Source organism: Oceanobacillus luteolus, assembly GCF_042678205.1.
Taxonomy (GTDB): Bacteria; Bacillota; Bacilli; order Bacillales; family Amphibacillaceae; genus Oceanobacillus; species Oceanobacillus luteolus.
In genome coordinates, this window is the sequence record NZ_JBHUDE010000005.1 from 272740 (window position 1) to 291349 (window position 18610).

Genomic DNA, 18610 nt, shown 5'->3' on the forward strand with positions numbered 1-18610 from the left:
ACTTGCAAGGTTCTGGCCAACTGAAGGTACATCTCTTCTATGTTAATAGGTAGAAGTACAATTCTAAGCTTGGAAATTCGTATCACCACCTTCCCGTATGTTTCACTATAGGAGCGTTCAGAAAAAATGTTTGAATTTGATAGTATGATTGTACGACAGAGGAAAGGCATGCTTACTTTGCTTGCGCTAGTCGTACTCGGAGTAGTATTTCTGCCTTATATGAGAGAGCTTAATGGACTCTTGTTAGGTGGGGTGATCAGCTTCTATAATTTGTTGGTACTTCAGCGTAAGACAAGATTGCTGGGGGATAAAGCAGCAACAAAAAGTAAATTTCGAGGAAGTTTGGGAACGGTCACAAGAATGGCGGCAGCAGTTTTAGGCGTAGCAATCGCTATGCGTTTTGAAGAATCTTTTCATGTTATTGCTGTAGTAATTGGTTTAATGCTATCCTACCTTATCATTTTTCTTGATGGAATCTATTACCTTCTCATTAGAAAAAATCAAGATAGCTAATGTACATACTTCATGCAGCTTTAATATGCAAAAGCAACTCTTGGTAGATAAGGTATCTATCTGCACCACGTAAGAAAACGTCACCAATTCTGGTGGCCATCTAAAACTATCGATGTAAAGGGGTGATAAATTTGGATCACACAGCTCCAATAGTTGAAGATGTTTTTGGGATCTCCTGGCTTGACTTCAACCTCGCCAACGTATTCATGATCGCAGTCATATCCACACTAGTATTCGTCGTCTGTGTTTGGGCAAGTCGTAATCTTCAAATGAAACCGACTGGCAAGCAGAACTTCATGGAGTGGGCCGTAGAGTTTGTAAGGGGTATTATCGGCGACACAATGGACTGGAAAACAGGAAAGGTCTTCCTTCCACTAGGAATGACACTCATCTTTTATATCCTGTTTAGTAACGTAGCAGGGCTAGTCACTGTCGTCACGATAGGTACTGACCTCTGGTGGAAATCACCGACTGCAGACGCAACGATAACACTGACCTTATCAGGTATGGTCGTGATTTTGACACACTTCTATTCCATAAAACTACGGGGAACGAAACATTATCTCAAGACATACGTGAGCCCTGTTCCGTTGATGTTACCATTTAAGATTTTGGAGGAATTCACCAACACATTGACACTCGGTCTCCGACTATTTGGTAACTTATTTGCGGGAGAAATTCTACTAGCTTTACTTATTTCACTAGCAGCATCAGGAGTTTTTGGATTCTTAGGAGCTGCATTACCAACACTGGCCTGGATGGGCTTCAAATTGTTCATCGGTGCAATTCAGGCATATGTATTCGTTATGTTAACAATGGTATACATGTCTCATAAAGTGAGTGCGGAAGACCATTAAATAAAAAAAACTAAAGGGTTTAAACATAAAAGGAGGAAATTATAAATGGGAGCTTTAGCAGCAGCAATCGCAATCGGATTAGCAGCATTAGGTGCTGGTCTAGGAATCGGGATGATAGGTAGTAAGACTTTGGAAGGTATTGCAAGACAACCTGAACTGAAAGGTTCACTACAAGGTACAATGTTTATCGCTGTAGCACTAGTTGAGGCGATTCCAATCATCGCAGCAGTTATTGCGTTCATGGTTATGGGCAGCTAATAACACGTCCTTAATAAGTTGAAGATGGCGAGGATCCGGTTAATAGAATCTTCGCCATTCCTTTATGTAAGATTATGTAGGTTAATTCTGTAAGTTAAAGCAGAACTGATTAAACGCTTTTTTCAATAGACGAAATCCGTGAAAGGAGTGAAAGTAGTGCATTCATACATTGACATGTTGTCTGTAGGTGCAGCAGTAGGGGGATTACGAATTGGCGATATGATCGTTCAATTAATCTTCTTCCTCATCTTACTGGCATTACTGAGAAAATTTGCGTGGGGACCACTCATGAATATGATGGAACAGCGTGAAAACTATGTTGCAAGTGAAATCGAAGCAGCAGAGAAAAGCCGCGCTGAAGCTGAGAAGTCTGCACAAGAAGCAGCTGCACAGCTGAACAACGTAAGACAAGAAGCACAGAAAATCATTGAAGACGCTAAGACTGCCGGTATCAAACAAGAGCAAGATATCATTGCATCTGCCCGTGAGGAAGCTGAGCGCATCAAAAAGCAAGCTCAAGCAGACATCCAAAACGAGAAAGATCAAGCGATCCAAGCACTTCAAGCACAAGTTGCTTCACTTTCTGTGTTAGTTGCAAGTAAAGTGATTGAAAAAGAAATCAATGAACAAGACCAAGCAGCGTTCATTAATGACTACATTAAAGAGGTAGGAGAAGAGCGATGAGTGAAACAATCGTAGCCAAGCGTTATGCAGATGCTCTTTTTCAACTAGCTATACAAAAATCAGAACTAGACCAATATGAAGAATCTTTACGCGCCGTTCGTGAAGTCTTTAAAGATAATAAACAATTAAATTCATTCCTATTGCATCCAAGAGTGAATGGGGAACAAAAAGAAAAGCTAATTACTGAAAGCTTGAAAGGCTTACATAAAGATGTCGTCAATACGATTAAACTCCTCGTACAACGCCATCGTACAATGCTTATTCCATCCATTGTTGAAGCTTTCATTAAAAATGTGAATGATGCGAAGGGAATTGAAGTGGCAACTGTTTATTCTGTTCGTGAACTATCCGCTGAGGAAAAGCAAGGTTTAAGAGTGAATTTTGCTAAACGTATCGGAAAAAACACATTAGAATTTGAAAATGTCATCGACCCAAGTTTAATTGGCGGCATAAAAATTCGGGTGGGTAACACAATTTACGACGGTTCCATCAGTGGCAAGTTGCATCGACTTGAACAAAAAATAACAGTAGCGAACAAATGATGATAGGGGTGAAATGGTATGAGCATTAATGCCGAAGAGATTAGCAAGCTGATAAAGCAGCAAATCGAAAACTTTGAAACAGATATCGAAGTATCGGATGTTGGAACAGTTATTGAAGTAGGGGACGGAATTGCACGTGCACATGGCCTCGAAAGCGCAATGGCTGGAGAACTATTAGAATTTGAAAATGGCGTTATGGGATTAGCGCAAAACCTTGAGGAAAGTAACGTAGGTATCGTTATCCTCGGTGATTATTTAGGAATTAAAGAAGGCGATGAAGTTCGTCGTACAGGAAGAATCATGCAAGTACCAGTTGGAGAGGAATTATTAGGACGCGTAGTGAACACATTAGGTCAACCAATTGATGGACTTGGCCCAATCAACACGACAAAAACTCGTCCAATCGAAGCACAAGCTCCTGGTGTAATGGATCGTCAATCGGTTTTCGAGCCATTACAAACTGGTATTAAAGCGATCGACGCCCTCGTACCAATCGGACGTGGACAGCGTGAGTTGATCATCGGTGACCGTCAAACAGGTAAAACAACGGTAGCGATCGACACGATCATTAACCAAAAAGATCAAGATATGATTTGTATCTACGTTGCAATTGGACAAAAAGAATCTACTGTACGTTCTACAGTTGAAGTTCTACGTCGTTATGGTGCACTAGATTACACAATCGTTGTATCTGCATCTGCTTCAGACCCAGCACCTTCTCTATACCTAGCTCCATATGCTGGTGTAGCGATGGGTGAAGAATTCATGTATAACGGAAAACACGTACTTGTTGTTTATGATGACTTGTCGAAACAAGCGAACGCATACCGTGAACTTTCCCTACTATTACGTCGTCCACCAGGACGTGAAGCATTCCCAGGGGATGTTTTCTACTTGCACTCACGTCTACTTGAACGTGCAGCTAAACTTAGTGACGCAAAAGGTGGCGGTTCTCTAACGGCGCTACCATTCGTTGAAACACAAGCAGGGGACATTTCTGCTTATATCCCAACGAACGTTATCTCCATTACAGACGGACAAATTTTCTTACAGTCTGACCTATTCTTCTCCGGTGTACGTCCGGCGATCAACGCTGGTCTATCCGTATCACGTGTAGGTGGAGACGCACAAATCAAAGCGATGAAGAAAGTTGCAGGTACACTACGTCTGGACCTTGCATCCTTCCGTGAGCTAGAAGCCTTCGCTCAGTTCGGTTCTGACCTTGATGCAGCAACACAAGCAAAACTGAACCGTGGTGCACGTACAGTTGAAGTACTAAAACAAGGCTTGCATAAACCACTAGCGGTAGAAAACCAAGTAATGATCATTTATGCACTTACAAAAGGCTATCTAGATGATATTCCAGTCGAAGATATTCTTCGTTTTGAAGAAGAAATGAACATATGGTTAGCTACAAACGCAAACGAATTGCTAGAAGAAATCCGCACTACAGGCCAACTGCCTGATGCAGATAAAATGAACAAAGCAATTGAAGGATTCAAGAACACATTCTTACCATCAAATGCGTAATCGACCGTTTAGGGACGGCCGAACTGCGCCCCACAGGACGTGGGGTGGTTCGATGTTGCCCCAGGATGGGGCGTTCTTAGTCGAACTTCCCCTATATCTTGAAGATAAAGGAAACATGGCGAGGTAACGAACCGATGTTGACTTATCGACCGGAAGCGCATGAAGTTCGGACAGTCCCTGGTCACTGGAGCTAGACGTATCAAATGCGTAATCGACCGTTTTAATATAAGAGGTCTGGCATTCACTAGCCAGCCCTCTTCACAAATCACTGCGAAAGGGTGGTGAAGAAGCTTGGCATCACTTAGAGATCTAAAAGGAAGAATAGATTCTACAAAAAAGACAAAACAAATAACAGCTGCGATGGAGCTGGTATCTGCCTCTAAAATGGGTAAAGCCGAACGCGCTGCGAAAGGTTTTGTTCCTTATAGCGAAAAGATTCAGGAAGTTGTCGGTAGCATTGCGAACAGTAGCTCAGATGTTACACATCCCATGCTGACAAAACGTAAGGTCAATAAAACAGGATATCTGATCATCACTTCAGATAAAGGACTTGTTGGAGCGTACAACAGTCATATTTTAAGAGATCTTACAAAGACAATTAATGAGCGCCATTCCGACCCATCGGAATACACGATCATCGTGATGGGGTCAAAAGGCTATGATTTTTGTAGAAGACTTAATTTACCAATTGCAAAAAGTATCCTTGGTGTAGCAGATCAACCTAGCTATGCTGAAATTCAGGAAATTGCTTCCGAAACTGTGCAAATGTACACTGATGGTGAAATTGATGAATTAATCATTTTCTATAACCATTATGTAAGTGCAATTTCACAAGTGGTCACTCAGAAGCAATTATTACCGATTGAGGATATCGCTGGAGTCGGAAATTCTAACAGCGAATATGAATATGAACCAAATGAGCAACAAATTTTAGACGTATTGCTTCCACAATATGCTGAAAGTCTCATCTTCGGCGCATTACTTGATGCAAAAGCAAGTGAGCACGCAGCAAGTATGACTGCCATGAAGAGTGCAACTGATAATGCATCCGAATTGATCGATGACCTTTCGCTTCAATATAACCGTGCACGTCAAGCGGCAATCACGCAAGAAATCACGGAAATTGTTGGTGGAGCATCTGCGCTTGAATAGTTGATTTGAAAAGTAAGTTAGGAGGGAAATCCATGAGTAAGGGACAAGTTACACAGGTAATGGGTCCTGTTGTCGACGTAAAATTCGAAGACGGCCAACTCCCAGAAATCTACAACGCCTTGGAAGTAGATGTCAACATTAATGGCGTTGACAGCAAGCTTTCATTAGAAGTTGCACTACACCTTGGCGATAACAGTGTCCGCACCATTGCAATGGCATCTACAGACGGTGTACAACGTGGTGCAAATGTAACAGACTTAGGCAGACCAATCTCCGTACCGGTAGGAGATGTTACTTTAGGAAGAGTATTTAACGTATTAGGTGAGAATATCGACCTTGACGAACCACTTGGAAACGACGTTCGTTTAGATCCTATCCACCGTGAAGCACCGAAATTTGAAGAACTTTCAACTGAAACTGAAATTCTTGAAACAGGAATTAAAGTTGTTGACTTACTTGCTCCATATATCAAGGGTGGTAAGATTGGATTGTTCGGTGGTGCTGGTGTAGGTAAAACGGTACTTATCCAAGAATTAATCAACAACATCGCTCAAGAGCACGGTGGTATTTCCGTATTCGCTGGTGTTGGAGAGCGTACACGTGAAGGTAATGACCTTTACTATGAGATGAAAGACTCTGGAGTTATCGCAAAAACAGCGATGGTATTCGGACAAATGAACGAGCCACCTGGAGCACGTATGCGTGTTGCATTAACAGGTCTTACAATGGCTGAATACTTCCGTGATGAACAAGGCCAAGACGTACTATTGTTCATCGACAACATTTTCCGTTTCACACAAGCAGGTTCTGAGGTTTCCGCGCTACTAGGCCGTATGCCTTCAGCGGTAGGTTACCAGCCAACACTTGCTTCAGAAATGGGTAAACTACAAGAGCGAATCACATCTACACAAAAAGGTTCTGTAACATCGATTCAAGCGATTTACGTACCTGCGGATGACTATACGGACCCGGCTCCGGCTACAACATTTGCTCACTTAGATGCAACAACTAACTTGGACCGTAAACTTTCTGAGATGGGTATCTACCCAGCGGTGGATCCTCTTGCTTCAACTTCTCGTGCACTTGACCCAGAAGTTGTTGGAGAAGAGCACTACCAAGTTGCAACTGAAGTACAACGTACACTTCAGAAATACCGTGAATTACAAGATATTATCGCAATTCTAGGTATGGATGAGTTGAGTGAAGAAGATAAATTGACGGTTGCACGTGCACGTCGTATCCAGTTCTTCTTATCTCAGAACTTCCACGTTGCTGAGCAATTTACTGGTCAAAAAGGTTCTTATGTACCAGTTCAAGAAACAGTAAGAGGCTTTAAGGAAATCCTTGAAGGTAAGCATGACGATCTTCCAGAAGATGCATTCCGTCTAGTTGGAAGCATTGAGGAAGTTGTAGAAAAAGCAAAACAAATGCAACAATAAATGATAAATGGAAGAAGGGGGAAAGTTTCATATACTTCCCGCCATCTTACCAATATTAGGAGGGGTTTATCCTGAAAACACTAACTGTGAGTGTTGTAACTCCTAGTGGTACAGTCCTGGAAGAGGATTATGAAATGGTCGTTAGTAAAACTGAAAACGGTGAACTAGGTATTTTACCAGGTCATATTCCTTTAGTAGCCCCATTAGACATTGGTGTCACACGGTTAAAGAAAAACAATGAAACATACCAAGTGGCAGTCAGTGGAGGATTTATGGAAGTACGTCCTGATAAAGTAACTATTCTCGCACAATCTGCCGAAAAAGCCAGCGACATTGACGTTGCCCGTGCGAAACAGGCAAAGGAGCGTGCAGAACGTCGTCTACAATCGAAACAAGACGACATCGACTTCCAGAGAGCTGAATTAGCACTCAAACGCGCAATTAACCGCTTAAGTGTAAGTGGGAAGTAAATACAAAAGCTGAAGCGACCGTTTAGGGACGGTCGAACTGGAATGCGGCGCAAGAAGATAAAGGAAACACGGTGAGGTAACGAACCGATGTTGACTTATCGACTGGAGGCGCATGAAGTTCGAACAGTCCCTGGTCGCTGAAGCTAGCCGATACGAAAAAGTACCTGCGTCTTTTCGACGTCGTAATAAAACAAAATCTCTTATGACACACTATGTTATAAGAGATTTTTTCTTTGAATGATATGTAAAAGTCCTCATCTACTGTCATTCTTTCCCGAACTCATTTCCCGGGAAATATCGACAATAATATTTCTTATGAAAGGAGCCCTCCATGATTTCGATAGGTCAGATTGCGTTAATTAGCATGATTTCGCATTTATTCTTTATTTGGCTCACATGGCGTCTCATGTTAAAGCTGAATTTCGACCCGATCATCCGCAAAGGTCACTCTACAGAAGGTCGGATTTTCCTCATGTTTTTAGCAATATTAATCGGTACTGGTGTCAGTAACTTTGTTCTCGACATTATCCGTTGGTCACAAGATTTATCATATCTATTTTAAAAAGAGCTCACACATAGAGCTCTTATTATATTAACCGAGTTTCATCAAGGATAAACTCCTGTTTTGGTCTCTCAATCTACTAATCTAGTGAATAAAATATATATACCTGTCCATACTGAAAATAATCAAAGGATAAGGTGGAGAGAGACATGAAAAAAACAGTAATATTACTTTTTATCATTACTAGTATGTTTATGACAGGAGCTACCCCAAACGAACCAGTTGATCCCCTACATACACTCACCAAAATCGCAGAAGAAAATACATGGGCAATTACAAATTGGGAAGTCATGCTTAAAGAATCTATCTCCAAAACCAATTTCAACGATATTTTGAACGATGTACGAAATAGTCATTTAGTAACTAGAACCGAAGATGAAAATAGTATAAAATATATTCTGTTTGATGAAGAAAATTCAACATCTATCCATGTGGATCAAACGATTATTGTGTCAAAGACAGAACCTGAACATATTGAGCTGATAGCTGTTATGAAAGGGTCCGATTGGAACGAAGAAATTCAATCGGAATATGATCAAACAAGTGGTAAACTCAACGATTCATTCTTTCAAGATAAACCTGATGAATTCACTTGTATTGAGGTCATAGAAGATGATACAATAGAGAATAGAGCGGTTATTGACGTATTAACAGAATCGCTGCAGCTGGAGCATGTGGAAGAGCAAGATGATCCACTCGAAATGTCCAAGCATAAAAAAATAAAATACGGGTATACACCTCTATGGAACGAGAAATTTGTCATTCAGGGTATACCATATAATTTACAAATCGTCGCGACTCAAGGGGATTCAGGAAAGCTGGCATACACGATAGGCACACCTATCCTAATGAATGAATATTAATATCTAGAAAAAAGGATTTGAAGGAGATTTATAAATATGGAAAAAATCATCGTAAGAGGTGGACAGCAACTAAATGGTACTGTAAAAGTAGAAGGTGCCAAAAATGCCGTATTGCCAGTTTTGGCTGCGAGCTTAATTGCTAGTGAAGGCAAAAGCGTAATTACAGATGTACCTGTTTTAGCTGATGTTTATACAATCAACGAAGTACTAAGAAACCTTAACGCCGAGGTTACCTTTGATGCAGAACAAAATACAGTAGAAATTGATGCTTCCAGAAGATTACGTACAGAGGCTCCGTTTGAATATGTTCGGAAAATGCGCGCTTCTGTCCTCGTACTGGGACCACTGCTCGCCCGCTATGGCCATGCAAATGTTGCTATGCCAGGTGGCTGTGCAATCGGATCACGTCCAATCGACCTTCATCTAAAAGGCTTTGAAGCCATGGGAGCTGACATTCATGTCGGTAATGGTTTCGTTGAAGCGAAAGTAGATGGACGTCTTAAAGGTGCAAAAATTTATTTAGATATGCCGAGTGTTGGCGCTACGGAAAATATTATGATGGCTGCAAGCCTTGCTGATGGAGTTACAACAATTGAGAACGCAGCTAAAGAACCTGAAATTGTTGATTTAGCAAATTACTTGAATAAAATGGGTGCCGATATTGTTGGTGCTGGTACAGAAACAATCCGTATCCAAGGAGTGGAAAAGCTCCACGGTGCAACGCATACGATTATTCCAGACCGAATTGAAGCAGGTACATTCATGGTAGCTGCTGCGATTACAGGTGGTAATGTACTCGTTGAAAACGTGGAAACTGAACATTTGCGCTCTGTTATCTCTAAATTGGAAGAAGTAGGTGTAACTATTAAGGAAGAGGAAACCGGAGTTCGTGTTATTGGTCCTCAAGAACTTAAGGCTACAGATATTAAAACACTTCCTTACCCAGGCTTCCCAACTGACATGCAATCCCAAATGATGGCACTAATGCTAAAAGCAAACGGTACTAGCGTCCTCACTGAAACTGTTTTTGAAAATCGTTTCATGCATGTGGAAGAATTTAGAAGAATGAACGCAAAGATTAAAATTGAAGGCCGTAGCGTAATCATTGAGGGATTAAATGATCTCCAAGGTGCAGAAGTCGCGGCAACAGATCTTCGTGCAGCAGCTTCGCTAATCTTAGCTGGTTTAGTCGCAGAAGGACGTACTCGAGTGACTCAATTGAAACATTTGGACCGCGGTTATGTAAATATCGTTGGTAAATTGGCTGCTCTAGGTGCAGACATCGTTCGCGTGGACGAAAACGACAATGTAATCGAGCCACTTCCTGTAACAGCTGAAGAAAAAATTGCAAAGTTATCATAACAAATAATACAACATGACAACCCCTACCAGAAGAAAAATATCCGGTAGGGGTTATTTATATGGTAATTTTCTTTTTAAGTGACTGTTTTCTTTAATTTTTCATAACTTTTCAGGTCTATTTTTCCCTTTAGCGTATAAATATAATAGTAGATTGCTAAACTTAAGCTAGTGTTTATATGCAAGTCGTTGTGTATATCTGCATGTAAGCATGAACTCAACAACAAGGAGGGAATTTGTGAAAAGTACAAAGAAAAAAATCAATCTCCAGAAACACTTGAAGAAAAAACTGCAAAGTCAATCATCTTTTAGAAAAAGCACCATCACATCAGCAAAAACAAAGCTAACCCCTTCGTTTAAACCAAAAGGTTCAGTGTATTTCAGACATCATCAGTATTCATACAGGTTGCCAATCATCATTTCGATTTTATTACTTCTTACGCTTATACTCGTGGTTCCTAGTTTGATTGTGTTGCCTTTAGGTAATAAATCGGAAATAACTGAATCGGTCGAGGAAACTACATTGGAAGATGAAAACCCTGAAGCGGTTTCTGTAGCCGTCATGCGCACGAAAGCAGATGTGGTGGAGGATGTACCGCTTGAAGATTATATTGTCGGTGTTGTTGCAGCAGAAATGTCGGCAGACTTTGAATTGGAAGCTCTAAAGGCTCAAGCCCTCGCCGCCCGCACTTATACGGTGAGCCACCTCCTAGGAGGAAATAAAGAGGAAGAGTTCGATATTACAGATACCGTGCAGCATCAGGTATATAAAAACAATCAAGAATTGCAGCAACAATGGGGTAGTAATTATGAAACGAATCTAGAAAAGATTAAAGCAGCAGTAGAAGCGACAAAAGGTCAAATCATAACATATAATGAAGATCCAATCACGCCTGCCTATTTTTCAATGAGTAATGGCTTTACGGAGAACTCCGAGGATTACTGGGAAAATGAAGTGCCATACTTGCGCAGTGTGCCAAGTCCATGGGATCTCGAAAATCCAAAACTTGTAAGTCAGGAAACATTTTCCAAAGATGAATTGGAAAAACTTTTGGAAGTAGATATTCCGAATGGGAAATCCAATGATATTCTCATCGCCCGTAATGATAGTGGGCGTGTCAGTGAGTTTGTCATTGAGGGAAATACATTTACAGGTAGAGAAGTGCGTGACAAACTAGCTCTACGTTCCAGCGACTTCTCCGTCAAACAAAATAACGATCACTTCATTTTTACAACAAAAGGCTACGGGCACGGAATCGGCATGAGCCAATTCGGCGCCGACGCCATGGCGAAAGAAGGAAAGAGCTACGAAGAGATCGTTAAATACTATTACCAAGGAGTAGAAATCAGTACCTTGGATGAAGCAGCCCCAACCCTCGTCTTGAAATAGACGGGGTTTTTTGTTTACATTACTTTTCATAGAATGCTGTAGTTTTAGCTGTGGCTTTCAAGTAAAGAATTTCTTTGTCAATTACCAGAAACGTTTAATAGAGTCTCTCTCGTGTTACGAATGCTGATGGAAATTGTTTAAAATTTACAATAGAGCGTCTCTCATGTCTCGAATGTTCTTGGCAATCGTTTAAAACTTACAATAGAGCGTCTCTCATGTCACGAATGATCTTGGCAATCGTATAAAACTAACAATAGAGCGTCTCTCATGTCACGAATGATCTTGGCAACCGCTTAAAACTTACAATAGACTGTCTCTCATGTCACGAATGTTCTTGGCAATCGTATAAAACTAACAATAGAACGTCTCTCATGTCACGAATGATCTTGGCAACCGCTTAAAACTTACAATAGACTGTCTCTCATGTCACGAATGATCTTGGCAATCGTTTTAAACTTACAATAGACTCCCTCTCATGTCAAAATGACTATACTATAGCAATGCACCTTGGGTAATAATAAATTTACTAGATAACACAGTAACTTATTCCCAAATGCTTAACTTCCCCTCAAAAACCAATAAAATACGCAAATCTTAAAAATTTTTCACTATCAATGTATAGATTTTCTATTTTCTGAACAGAATGGTTGTTGAGGTGATAAGAATGAATGAGGAAAACAAATTCGGTCCAAAAAAACGCTGGACACGTATTTTCCGTAAAAGATGGTTCTTCCCTAGTCTTTACTTAGTACTAGCAGCTCTATTAATCTCTGCAGTTGTCTGGTATACAAATAACGGGGACGAACAAGTAGTTGATGAGTCGCTAGAGCAAACGGATGATTACACTCCAATTCCAAGTGATGATTCTGCAGTTCCTGTAATGGATCAGCTGGAAGTAATTCAGTTACCTGTCGCAAACGCTGAAGAAGCACAAATCGTAACGAAATTTTTTGATTATAACGCAGACGAGGCAGACCAAGTAAATGCTCTAATCCATTACAACAATCGTTATTATCAAAGCACAGGTATTGACATTACATCAGCTGACGGCGAAAGCTTTGAAGTAGTCGCTGCGCTGAGCGGTACGGTAAGCGAGGTAAAAGAAGACCCGTTACTCGGGAACGTTGCTGTAATTGCACATGATAACGATGTAAAAACGTATTACGCAAGCCTTGGTGAAGTATCCGTAGAAGCGAATGATCGCGTGGAACAAGGAGATGCAATCGGAACTGCTGGGAAAAATAACTTCGGAAAAGATAATGGCAATCATGTCCATTTTGAAATCCGTAAAGCTAACGAAGCTGTTAACCCAGAAGCAGTTGTCAATCAGCCATTAGCATCCGTAGACAGTCTTGTTTCAGGCTCTGAAGAAGATGCCGAAACATCTGCTGAGGAAAATGCTGAACCAACAGCTGAAGAAGCAGATGAAGTAGATGAGTCTGCAGAAGAAGATAGTGATGAAGGCGAAGACAGTGATGCTGAAGGTGAAGAGGCGGAATCTGAAGATGCAGAATCTGAGGAAGAAAGTTCTGACGAAGAAAATCTAGAAGAATAATTTTGGGACAAGGACATCTTGGCGTTTACGCCAGGGTGTCTTTTTTTCTATACATAAAGTTTCGCACATAAATTCCCACACCTCATGTCCTCCCAATTTACCCAACTTATCCAAAAAACTTCTCTCTACCCCTTGTCCTAGAAAAGATTTATTCATAATCAGGTGTAGCTTGTAATAAAATGTTACAAACCAAACAAAGATTTTGCGCTGAGGTGAAAGAGATTAGTGGAAACTTCCCAGAACCTGCATAACTGAAAATTACATAGTAGACTTTTATCAGTTGACTTCACAGTAATGATATACCTTGCCCCAGTTGAACAGAAAGCTAAAAAACGGCACCTCAGAACGATCAACTTAGGAGGCGAACGGTGTGCATGATTACATCAAAGAAAGAGCAATCCGTATTGGTCAGCATGTCATTGAGACAAGGATGACGGTCCGGAAAATCGCCAAGGAATTCGGAGTGTCCAAAAGTACCGTCCATAAAGATTTGACTGAACGTTTACCGGAAATTAATCCCGAGCTTGCCAACCAGGTGAAAGAAGTGCTGGAATATCATAAAGCGATCAGACACCTGCGAGGCGGTGAAGCAACGAGACAGAAATATAAAAAGCGAGAAACCATCAATAGTTCGCGAAATTGAAAACCCTTCTATAAGCTACTAGTCACTCACAAGGATTAGTAGCCCGTTTTTTTACCGCCTATTCCTTCTTCACCCTGCAATGCTACTCTTCTGTACCTCCCAGCCACTTTCGACAGAACTAGATAAATTTTTACAAATTATTTTCGATAAAAGAAGTTTATTGTACCAAACTGTGATAAAATATGTTATTAGTAGCATTGTGTGAATTCACGTGCAAGACAGTTAAATTTTGGGAGGACCTAGATAGAATGTTTTCTAGAGATATTGGAATAGACCTTGGAACCGCCAACGTTTTGATTCATGTAAAAGGAAAAGGAATTGTATTAAACGAACCAGCCGTTGTTGCTATGGATAAAAATACGGGAAAAGTCCTCGAAGTCGGAGAAGCAGCCCGTCGTATGGTTGGTCGAACACCAGGAAACATTGAAGCAATCCGTCCATTAAAAGATGGCGTTATTGCTGATTTTGATGTTACAGAAGCGATGTTAAAACATTTTATAAATAAAATAAATGTAAAAGGCCTGTTTACTAAACCACGCATGCTTATTTGCTGTCCAACGAACATTACAAAAGTGGAGCAGAAAGCGATTAAAGAAGCAGCGGAAAAATCAGGCGGTAAAAAAGTTTACTTGGAAGAAGAGCCTAAAGTCGCTGCAATCGGCGCTGGGATGGAAATCTACCAGCCAAGCGGAAATATGGTTGTCGACATCGGTGGTGGAACAACAGATGTTGCGGTTCTATCGATGGGCGGAATTGTTACCTCTGAATCCATAAAAATGGCAGGGGATAATTTTGATGCAGAAATTCTTCAATACATTAAGAAAAAATATAAACTATTGATCGGTGAGCGGACAGCGGAAGAAATTAAAATTAGTGTCGCTACCGTGTTTACAGATGCAAGAGACGAGTCACTCGATATTCGTGGACGTGACATGGTCAGCGGGCTTCCTCGCACCATCACGGTTCATTCTAAAGAAATCGAAGAAGCGTTAAGAGAGTCCGTATCTTTGATTGTACAAGCAGCGAAGATGGTTCTTGAACAAACACCACCAGAATTATCAGCTGATATTATCGATCGTGGCGTCATCCTGACTGGAGGCGGAGCGCTTATCCATGGAATGGATCTCTTGCTTGCTGAAGAGCTGAAGGTCCCTGTATTCGTTGCAGAGGAACCAATGAGCTGTGTGGCAAAAGGTACAGGAATCATGCTGGAAAATATCGATAAAATCGAAAGAAGACAAATCGGCTAACATTTAAAGCAACACGGAAAGGCTAGAGGAGGAGTACCCATGTTACGAGGATTCTATACAGCTGCGAGTGGGATGATGGCTCAGCAGAGATACCAGGAAGCGCTGGGGAATAATATCGCGAATATGAATACACCTGGATTCAAAGCGGATCAAGCGACCATTCGATCATTTCCTGAGATGCTGATACAAGCACAAGGAAATAAACAGCTGCCGACGAAAAACAATTTTAAAGTACCATTCAACCAAACCATCGGTTCCATCAACACAGGTGTTTACGTCCAGGAATTCGTTCCGGATTTTGCTCAGGGTGATATCCGTGAAACAGGTATCGGGACGGATCTTGCACTTGTTCAAGTGAATGTGCCCGATGAAAATGGCGGATTATTTTTCCGGGTGCAAAATGAAGCCGGGGAAGAACGTTTGACGCGAAATGGGAATTTTACGATTGATGGCGATGGGTATCTCGTAACGAACCAAGGGTATTATGTGCTAAGCAGTACGGGTGAACCTATTCAACCAGGCGGCCCTCATTTTAATGTGACAGATACAGGCATTCTTCAAGCGGAAACACAAACGGTCCCTCTTGGAATCGCGTATACAGCTGATGTAAACGGATTGATCAAGGAAGGCGATAACTTATATGCCGGAGAGGCTGGAGCGGTTCCAGCCGGTGCTGAATTCAACGTACGTCAAGGGTTTTTGGAAGGGTCTAATGTGGATGCCGCAAGAACAATGACAGAAATGATGAATGCCTACCGCAGCTTTGAGCTGAATCAGCGTGTGTTAAAGGCTTACGATGAAAGCTTAGGCAAAGCGGTATCGGAAATCGGCAGACTGGGCTAGAAAGGGTTTGGAGGTTGTACCATGTCAAGAATGATGATACAAGCAGCAGTCACGATGAACCAGCTGCAAAACAAATTAGATTTGATTGGACATAATATGGCGAACAGTCAAACGCCAGGATATAAAACGAGGAACTCAGAGTTTTCTTCCCTGTTGACGCAGCAAATTGATAATTTGCGGTCCCCGGCGAATGCCGAGAACCGATTGACCCCTGAGGGAGTACGCGTAGGTACAGGAGCAAAACTTGGTGCTATCGTCAATGATTTTTCTTTAGGTGCTCTACAAACGACAAGTCGGGCCCTAGACCTTGCATTACGGAATGAAAATCATTTTTTCCAAATTCAAACGGAAGACCAAGGGATTATAAGTACCCGCTATACGAGGGATGGTAATATCTTTTTAAACCCGATTAATGAACAGGAAGTTATGCTGACGAATAGCGATGGCCATCCGGTGCTTGGACAGAATGGTGCGCCAATTATCATAGCTAATGGCTTCACAGGAATTGAAGTCCGTCAAAATGGGGAAATTATAGTGGAACGAGGCGACCAGCAGCAAGTGGCTGGTTCCATAGCAGTAGCAGAAATTACTCGGCCGCATTTGTTGGAAGCTGCGGGTGGCAATCTATTCAGTCTGCCTGACCTTGGGGAATTAGGGTTTACTTTTGCAGAGATTGTCCAGCCGGTTGGCGTGGTGGAAGGCCTGATGGAGAAGGGCATGTTGGAGCAATCCAATGTGGATCTTGCACAGCAGATGGCTGACCTGCTTATGACGCAACGAGTTTACCAATTCAATGCGAGGACAATTTCGACGACAGATCAGATGATGGGCCTAGTGAATCAATTGAGAAGTTAAGTTAAGGGAGTACGAGAGCGATGTCTACAAATCAATCCAATCAAGCTGTCAAAGAAAAGAAAAACAATGCTGACAGTAAAACAAAGGGAAAACAAAAATATAGACGTGCCGCGAAGGATGCGAATGCAAAACTCGGTTCTTCTGAAGTTCGAGCGAAAAAAACGCGTCCTACAAAAGATGCAGCAATTCGGACTGCAGCTGCTGTCGAGGAGACGAAATCTTTCCGACGTAGAACTGTAACAGAGGATGCTTCACAGGATGAGAAGAAGGAACGCAGCAAGAAAAGGGAAAAATCTGCAAGGGTACGGGTATTCCCGATATGGCTGCGGATCATCATTGTCACTATCCTTTGCGCTTTTGCGCTTGTTACCGGATTAATGATTGGTTACGGTGTCCTTGGAGACGGAGCACCAATCGACGCTCTTAAAGTTGAAACATGGCGCCACATCATTGATATTGTAATCAAAGAATAACTGGGACAAGGGGTCAGACCCCGTGTCCCAGTTTTGATGTTAATCGAAAGATATTTTTTACGTAGCGCCGTTAACCGACTCGTCTTCCAGTAACTAAACGGAAAATCAGTACAATCAGGGCAATGACTAGTAGAAGATGGACTAGGCCGCCACCGACATCAAAAGCAAATCCAAGGATCCAAAGTACTAATAAAATACCAATTATTGTCCAAAGCATAATATAATTCCTCCTTTTTATGTCTGAAGTTCAGTTTCAAGTAAAGTAACTTGTATCTTTCTTTTACCTTTTTTTATTGGAGTCAAACATCCAAACTGATATAATCAAGGAAATGAAGGTGGAGACGCTGCAATGTCCCACTTCCATATTAATTAAAGAGAGGCGAATGAAACATGAATACAGAAGAAATTAAAGCAATCATCCCACACAGATATCCATTTTTACTAGTTGATAAAATTATTGAAATCGACGAAGCAAAACGCGCTGTCGGCATTAAGAATGTGTCAATTAATGAACCTTTCTTCCAAGGACATTTTCCTGATTACCCGGTAATGCCTGGAGTTCTTATTGTTGAGGCGATGGCTCAAGTTGGCGCAATCGCTGTTTTAAATATGGAAGAGAATAAAGGCAAGATCGGTTTCCTCGCTGGACTTGATAAATGCCGATTCAAGCGCCAGGTCAAACCAGGTGATCAATTGCGTTTGGAAGTGGAAATCACCCGTATGAAAGGGCCGATCGGTAAAGGTAAAGGACGCGCAACGGTCGATGGCGAGCTTGCTTGTGAAGCGGAAATCACTTTTGCCATCCAGTAATTATATTAATTAAAAGTATGACTTCCTATAAATTGGTTAAGCTAATTGCGAGTAACACCAAACTAAAAAAGGAGGCATACTACAATGACAAATAAATGGCTTCTCCGCGCTGGTTCTCTTATCTTCGCTTTTTCCCTAGTCACTGGATGTGCAATGGGCAATGATGATAACAACAACGACCAGAACGATACTCCATTAGACCAAAACGAGGATAATGGGGACATGATGGACGGCAACAACGGTAACGGAGGCAATGGCGGAGACGGCGGTATGAATAATGGTAACGATGGCAACGGTAATGGCGATGGCAACGTTGACGACGATGGAATCATTGATGAAAACGGCCGTAATGATGATGAGGAAAACCGCTAAAAAACATAGCTCAATACGATTAGCAGAACGCAAATTCATGTCGTTCTGCTATTTTATTTTTTTAGGAGAAGTTGGATTGTGCAGTATATTTGGCATGCTCGTCGGACGTGAGAAGTTCTCGCGTCTGATTGTGCTGTGATTTTGCGTGATCATCGCATGTGAGACGTTCTCGCGTCTGATTGTGCTGTGA

22 protein-coding genes are annotated in these 18610 nt (G+C 41.6%); 21 read left to right on the forward strand and 1 reads right to left on the reverse strand.

The features are described 5' to 3' along the window. Positions 1–126 precede the first annotated feature (126 nt). The 19 genes from ACFSBH_RS01760 to ACFSBH_RS01850 all read left to right on the forward strand — a co-directional run bounded on the left by ACFSBH_RS01760 (position 127) and on the right by ACFSBH_RS01850 (position 17238). Positions 127–513, forward strand: a complete 387-nt coding sequence (locus ACFSBH_RS01760) for an ATP synthase subunit I (protein ID WP_251516137.1) — start codon at positions 127–129, stop codon at positions 511–513. Positions 514–644: 131 nt separating this feature from the next. Beyond that, positions 645–1370 (forward strand): F0F1 ATP synthase subunit A, encoded by a 726-nt coding sequence (gene atpB / locus ACFSBH_RS01765; RefSeq protein ID WP_251516135.1) that lies wholly within the window; start codon positions 645–647, stop codon positions 1368–1370. Between the two features lie 45 nt (positions 1371–1415). Then, complete coding sequence (atpE, locus tag ACFSBH_RS01770; RefSeq protein ID WP_251516132.1) at positions 1416–1628, forward strand: F0F1 ATP synthase subunit C; 213 nt, start codon at positions 1416–1418, stop codon at positions 1626–1628. A 156-nt stretch (positions 1629–1784) separates the two neighbouring features. Further along, positions 1785–2312: a F0F1 ATP synthase subunit B gene (gene atpF / locus ACFSBH_RS01775; protein ID WP_251516130.1), complete on the forward strand. Its 528-nt coding sequence runs from the start codon at positions 1785–1787 to the stop codon at positions 2310–2312. Further along, positions 2309–2854, forward strand: coding sequence for a F0F1 ATP synthase subunit delta (locus ACFSBH_RS01780; RefSeq protein ID WP_251516128.1), 546 nt, complete (start codon positions 2309–2311; stop codon positions 2852–2854). The genes atpF and ACFSBH_RS01780 overlap by 4 nt, the downstream gene beginning before the upstream one ends. A gap of 18 nt (positions 2855–2872) precedes the next feature. Further along, complete coding sequence (atpA, locus tag ACFSBH_RS01785; protein WP_251516126.1) at positions 2873–4384, forward strand: F0F1 ATP synthase subunit alpha; 1512 nt, start codon at positions 2873–2875, stop codon at positions 4382–4384. 291 nt (positions 4385–4675) lie between these two features. Continuing rightward, positions 4676–5536 carry an ATP synthase F1 subunit gamma gene (atpG, locus tag ACFSBH_RS01790; protein WP_251516124.1) on the forward strand — a complete coding sequence of 287 codons (861 nt, stop codon included), beginning with the start codon at positions 4676–4678 and terminating at the stop codon, positions 5534–5536. 32 nt (positions 5537–5568) lie between these two features. Then, positions 5569–6975, forward strand: coding sequence for a F0F1 ATP synthase subunit beta (gene atpD, locus ACFSBH_RS01795; RefSeq protein WP_251516122.1), 1407 nt, complete (start codon positions 5569–5571; stop codon positions 6973–6975). A gap of 71 nt (positions 6976–7046) precedes the next feature. Beyond that, entirely contained in the window at positions 7047–7445 is a 399-nt protein-coding gene (locus tag ACFSBH_RS01800; protein ID WP_251516153.1) for a F0F1 ATP synthase subunit epsilon, read from the forward strand. A gap of 331 nt (positions 7446–7776) precedes the next feature. After that, entirely contained in the window at positions 7777–8007 is a 231-nt protein-coding gene (locus tag ACFSBH_RS01805; protein ID WP_251516120.1) for a DUF1146 family protein, read from the forward strand. Positions 8008–8156: 149 nt separating this feature from the next. Next, on the forward strand, positions 8157–8870 hold the full coding sequence (locus tag ACFSBH_RS01810; protein ID WP_379595736.1) for a YwmB family TATA-box binding protein: 714 nt from the start codon (positions 8157–8159) through the stop codon (positions 8868–8870). A gap of 36 nt (positions 8871–8906) precedes the next feature. Further along, the gene (gene murA, locus ACFSBH_RS01815) at positions 8907–10232 is read left to right on the forward strand and encodes a UDP-N-acetylglucosamine 1-carboxyvinyltransferase (RefSeq protein ID WP_251516116.1); all 1326 of its coding nucleotides are present in this window, start codon (positions 8907–8909) and stop codon (positions 10230–10232) included. Positions 10233–10467: 235 nt separating this feature from the next. Continuing rightward, positions 10468–11619, forward strand: coding sequence for a stage II sporulation protein D (spoIID, locus tag ACFSBH_RS01820; RefSeq protein WP_251516114.1), 1152 nt, complete (start codon positions 10468–10470; stop codon positions 11617–11619). A gap of 664 nt (positions 11620–12283) precedes the next feature. Next, positions 12284–13174, forward strand: a complete 891-nt coding sequence (locus ACFSBH_RS01825; protein WP_379595738.1) for a peptidoglycan DD-metalloendopeptidase family protein — start codon at positions 12284–12286, stop codon at positions 13172–13174. Positions 13175–13544: 370 nt separating this feature from the next. Then, positions 13545–13817: a sporulation transcriptional regulator SpoIIID gene (spoIIID, locus tag ACFSBH_RS01830; protein ID WP_251516110.1), complete on the forward strand. Its 273-nt coding sequence runs from the start codon at positions 13545–13547 to the stop codon at positions 13815–13817. 248 nt (positions 13818–14065) lie between these two features. After that, positions 14066–15067 carry a rod shape-determining protein gene (mreB, locus tag ACFSBH_RS01835; protein WP_251516108.1) on the forward strand — a complete coding sequence of 334 codons (1002 nt, stop codon included), beginning with the start codon at positions 14066–14068 and terminating at the stop codon, positions 15065–15067. Positions 15068–15106: 39 nt separating this feature from the next. Next, positions 15107–15910 carry a flagellar hook-basal body protein gene (locus ACFSBH_RS01840; RefSeq protein ID WP_379595741.1) on the forward strand — a complete coding sequence of 268 codons (804 nt, stop codon included), beginning with the start codon at positions 15107–15109 and terminating at the stop codon, positions 15908–15910. 21 nt (positions 15911–15931) lie between these two features. Next, the gene (locus tag ACFSBH_RS01845; RefSeq protein WP_379595743.1) at positions 15932–16765 is read left to right on the forward strand and encodes a flagellar hook-basal body protein; all 834 of its coding nucleotides are present in this window, start codon (positions 15932–15934) and stop codon (positions 16763–16765) included. A gap of 20 nt (positions 16766–16785) precedes the next feature. Continuing rightward, positions 16786–17238, forward strand: coding sequence for a DNA-directed RNA polymerase subunit beta (locus ACFSBH_RS01850; protein ID WP_285853835.1), 453 nt, complete (start codon positions 16786–16788; stop codon positions 17236–17238). A 70-nt stretch (positions 17239–17308) separates the two neighbouring features. Here ACFSBH_RS01850 and ACFSBH_RS01855 read toward each other — a convergent pair whose 3' ends face one another. Beyond that, positions 17309–17455, reverse strand: coding sequence for a lmo0937 family membrane protein (locus tag ACFSBH_RS01855; RefSeq protein WP_251516101.1), 147 nt, complete (start codon positions 17453–17455; stop codon positions 17309–17311). Between the two features lie 173 nt (positions 17456–17628). On the opposite strand from ACFSBH_RS01855, the gene fabZ reads away from it, so the two are divergent. Further along, positions 17629–18048 carry a 3-hydroxyacyl-ACP dehydratase FabZ gene (gene fabZ, locus ACFSBH_RS01860; RefSeq protein WP_251516099.1) on the forward strand — a complete coding sequence of 140 codons (420 nt, stop codon included), beginning with the start codon at positions 17629–17631 and terminating at the stop codon, positions 18046–18048. Between the two features lie 84 nt (positions 18049–18132). Beyond that, positions 18133–18420 (forward strand): hypothetical protein, encoded by a 288-nt coding sequence (locus tag ACFSBH_RS01865; RefSeq protein WP_379595746.1) that lies wholly within the window; start codon positions 18133–18135, stop codon positions 18418–18420. Positions 18421–18610: the final 190 nt, after the last annotated feature.

Bases quoted from the DNA above. Each gene is read 5' to 3' on its own strand.
- ACFSBH_RS01760 (WP_251516137.1), top strand. From the start codon at position 127: ATGTTTGAATTTGATAGTATGATTGTACGACAGAGGAAAGGCATGCTT.
- atpE (WP_251516132.1), top strand. From the start codon at position 1,416: ATGGGAGCTTTAGCAGCAGCAATCGCAATCGGATTAGCAGCATTAGGT.
- ACFSBH_RS01780 (WP_251516128.1), top strand. From the start codon at position 2,309: ATGAGTGAAACAATCGTAGCCAAGCGTTATGCAGATGCTCTTTTTCAA.
- atpA (WP_251516126.1), top strand. From the start codon at position 2,873: ATGAGCATTAATGCCGAAGAGATTAGCAAGCTGATAAAGCAGCAAATC.
- atpD (WP_251516122.1), top strand. From the start codon at position 5,569: ATGAGTAAGGGACAAGTTACACAGGTAATGGGTCCTGTTGTCGACGTA.
- ACFSBH_RS01805 (WP_251516120.1), top strand. From the start codon at position 7,777: ATGATTTCGATAGGTCAGATTGCGTTAATTAGCATGATTTCGCATTTA.
- ACFSBH_RS01810 (WP_379595736.1), top strand. From the start codon at position 8,157: ATGAAAAAAACAGTAATATTACTTTTTATCATTACTAGTATGTTTATG.
- murA (WP_251516116.1), top strand. From the start codon at position 8,907: ATGGAAAAAATCATCGTAAGAGGTGGACAGCAACTAAATGGTACTGTA.
- ACFSBH_RS01825 (WP_379595738.1), top strand. From the start codon at position 12,284: ATGAATGAGGAAAACAAATTCGGTCCAAAAAAACGCTGGACACGTATT.
- mreB (WP_251516108.1), top strand. From the start codon at position 14,066: ATGTTTTCTAGAGATATTGGAATAGACCTTGGAACCGCCAACGTTTTG.
- ACFSBH_RS01840 (WP_379595741.1), top strand. From the start codon at position 15,107: ATGTTACGAGGATTCTATACAGCTGCGAGTGGGATGATGGCTCAGCAG.
- ACFSBH_RS01845 (WP_379595743.1), top strand. From the start codon at position 15,932: ATGTCAAGAATGATGATACAAGCAGCAGTCACGATGAACCAGCTGCAA.
- ACFSBH_RS01850 (WP_285853835.1), top strand. From the start codon at position 16,786: ATGTCTACAAATCAATCCAATCAAGCTGTCAAAGAAAAGAAAAACAAT.
- ACFSBH_RS01855 (WP_251516101.1), bottom strand. From the start codon at position 17,455: ATGCTTTGGACAATAATTGGTATTTTATTAGTACTTTGGATCCTTGGA.
- fabZ (WP_251516099.1), top strand. From the start codon at position 17,629: ATGAATACAGAAGAAATTAAAGCAATCATCCCACACAGATATCCATTT.
- ACFSBH_RS01865 (WP_379595746.1), top strand. From the start codon at position 18,133: ATGACAAATAAATGGCTTCTCCGCGCTGGTTCTCTTATCTTCGCTTTT.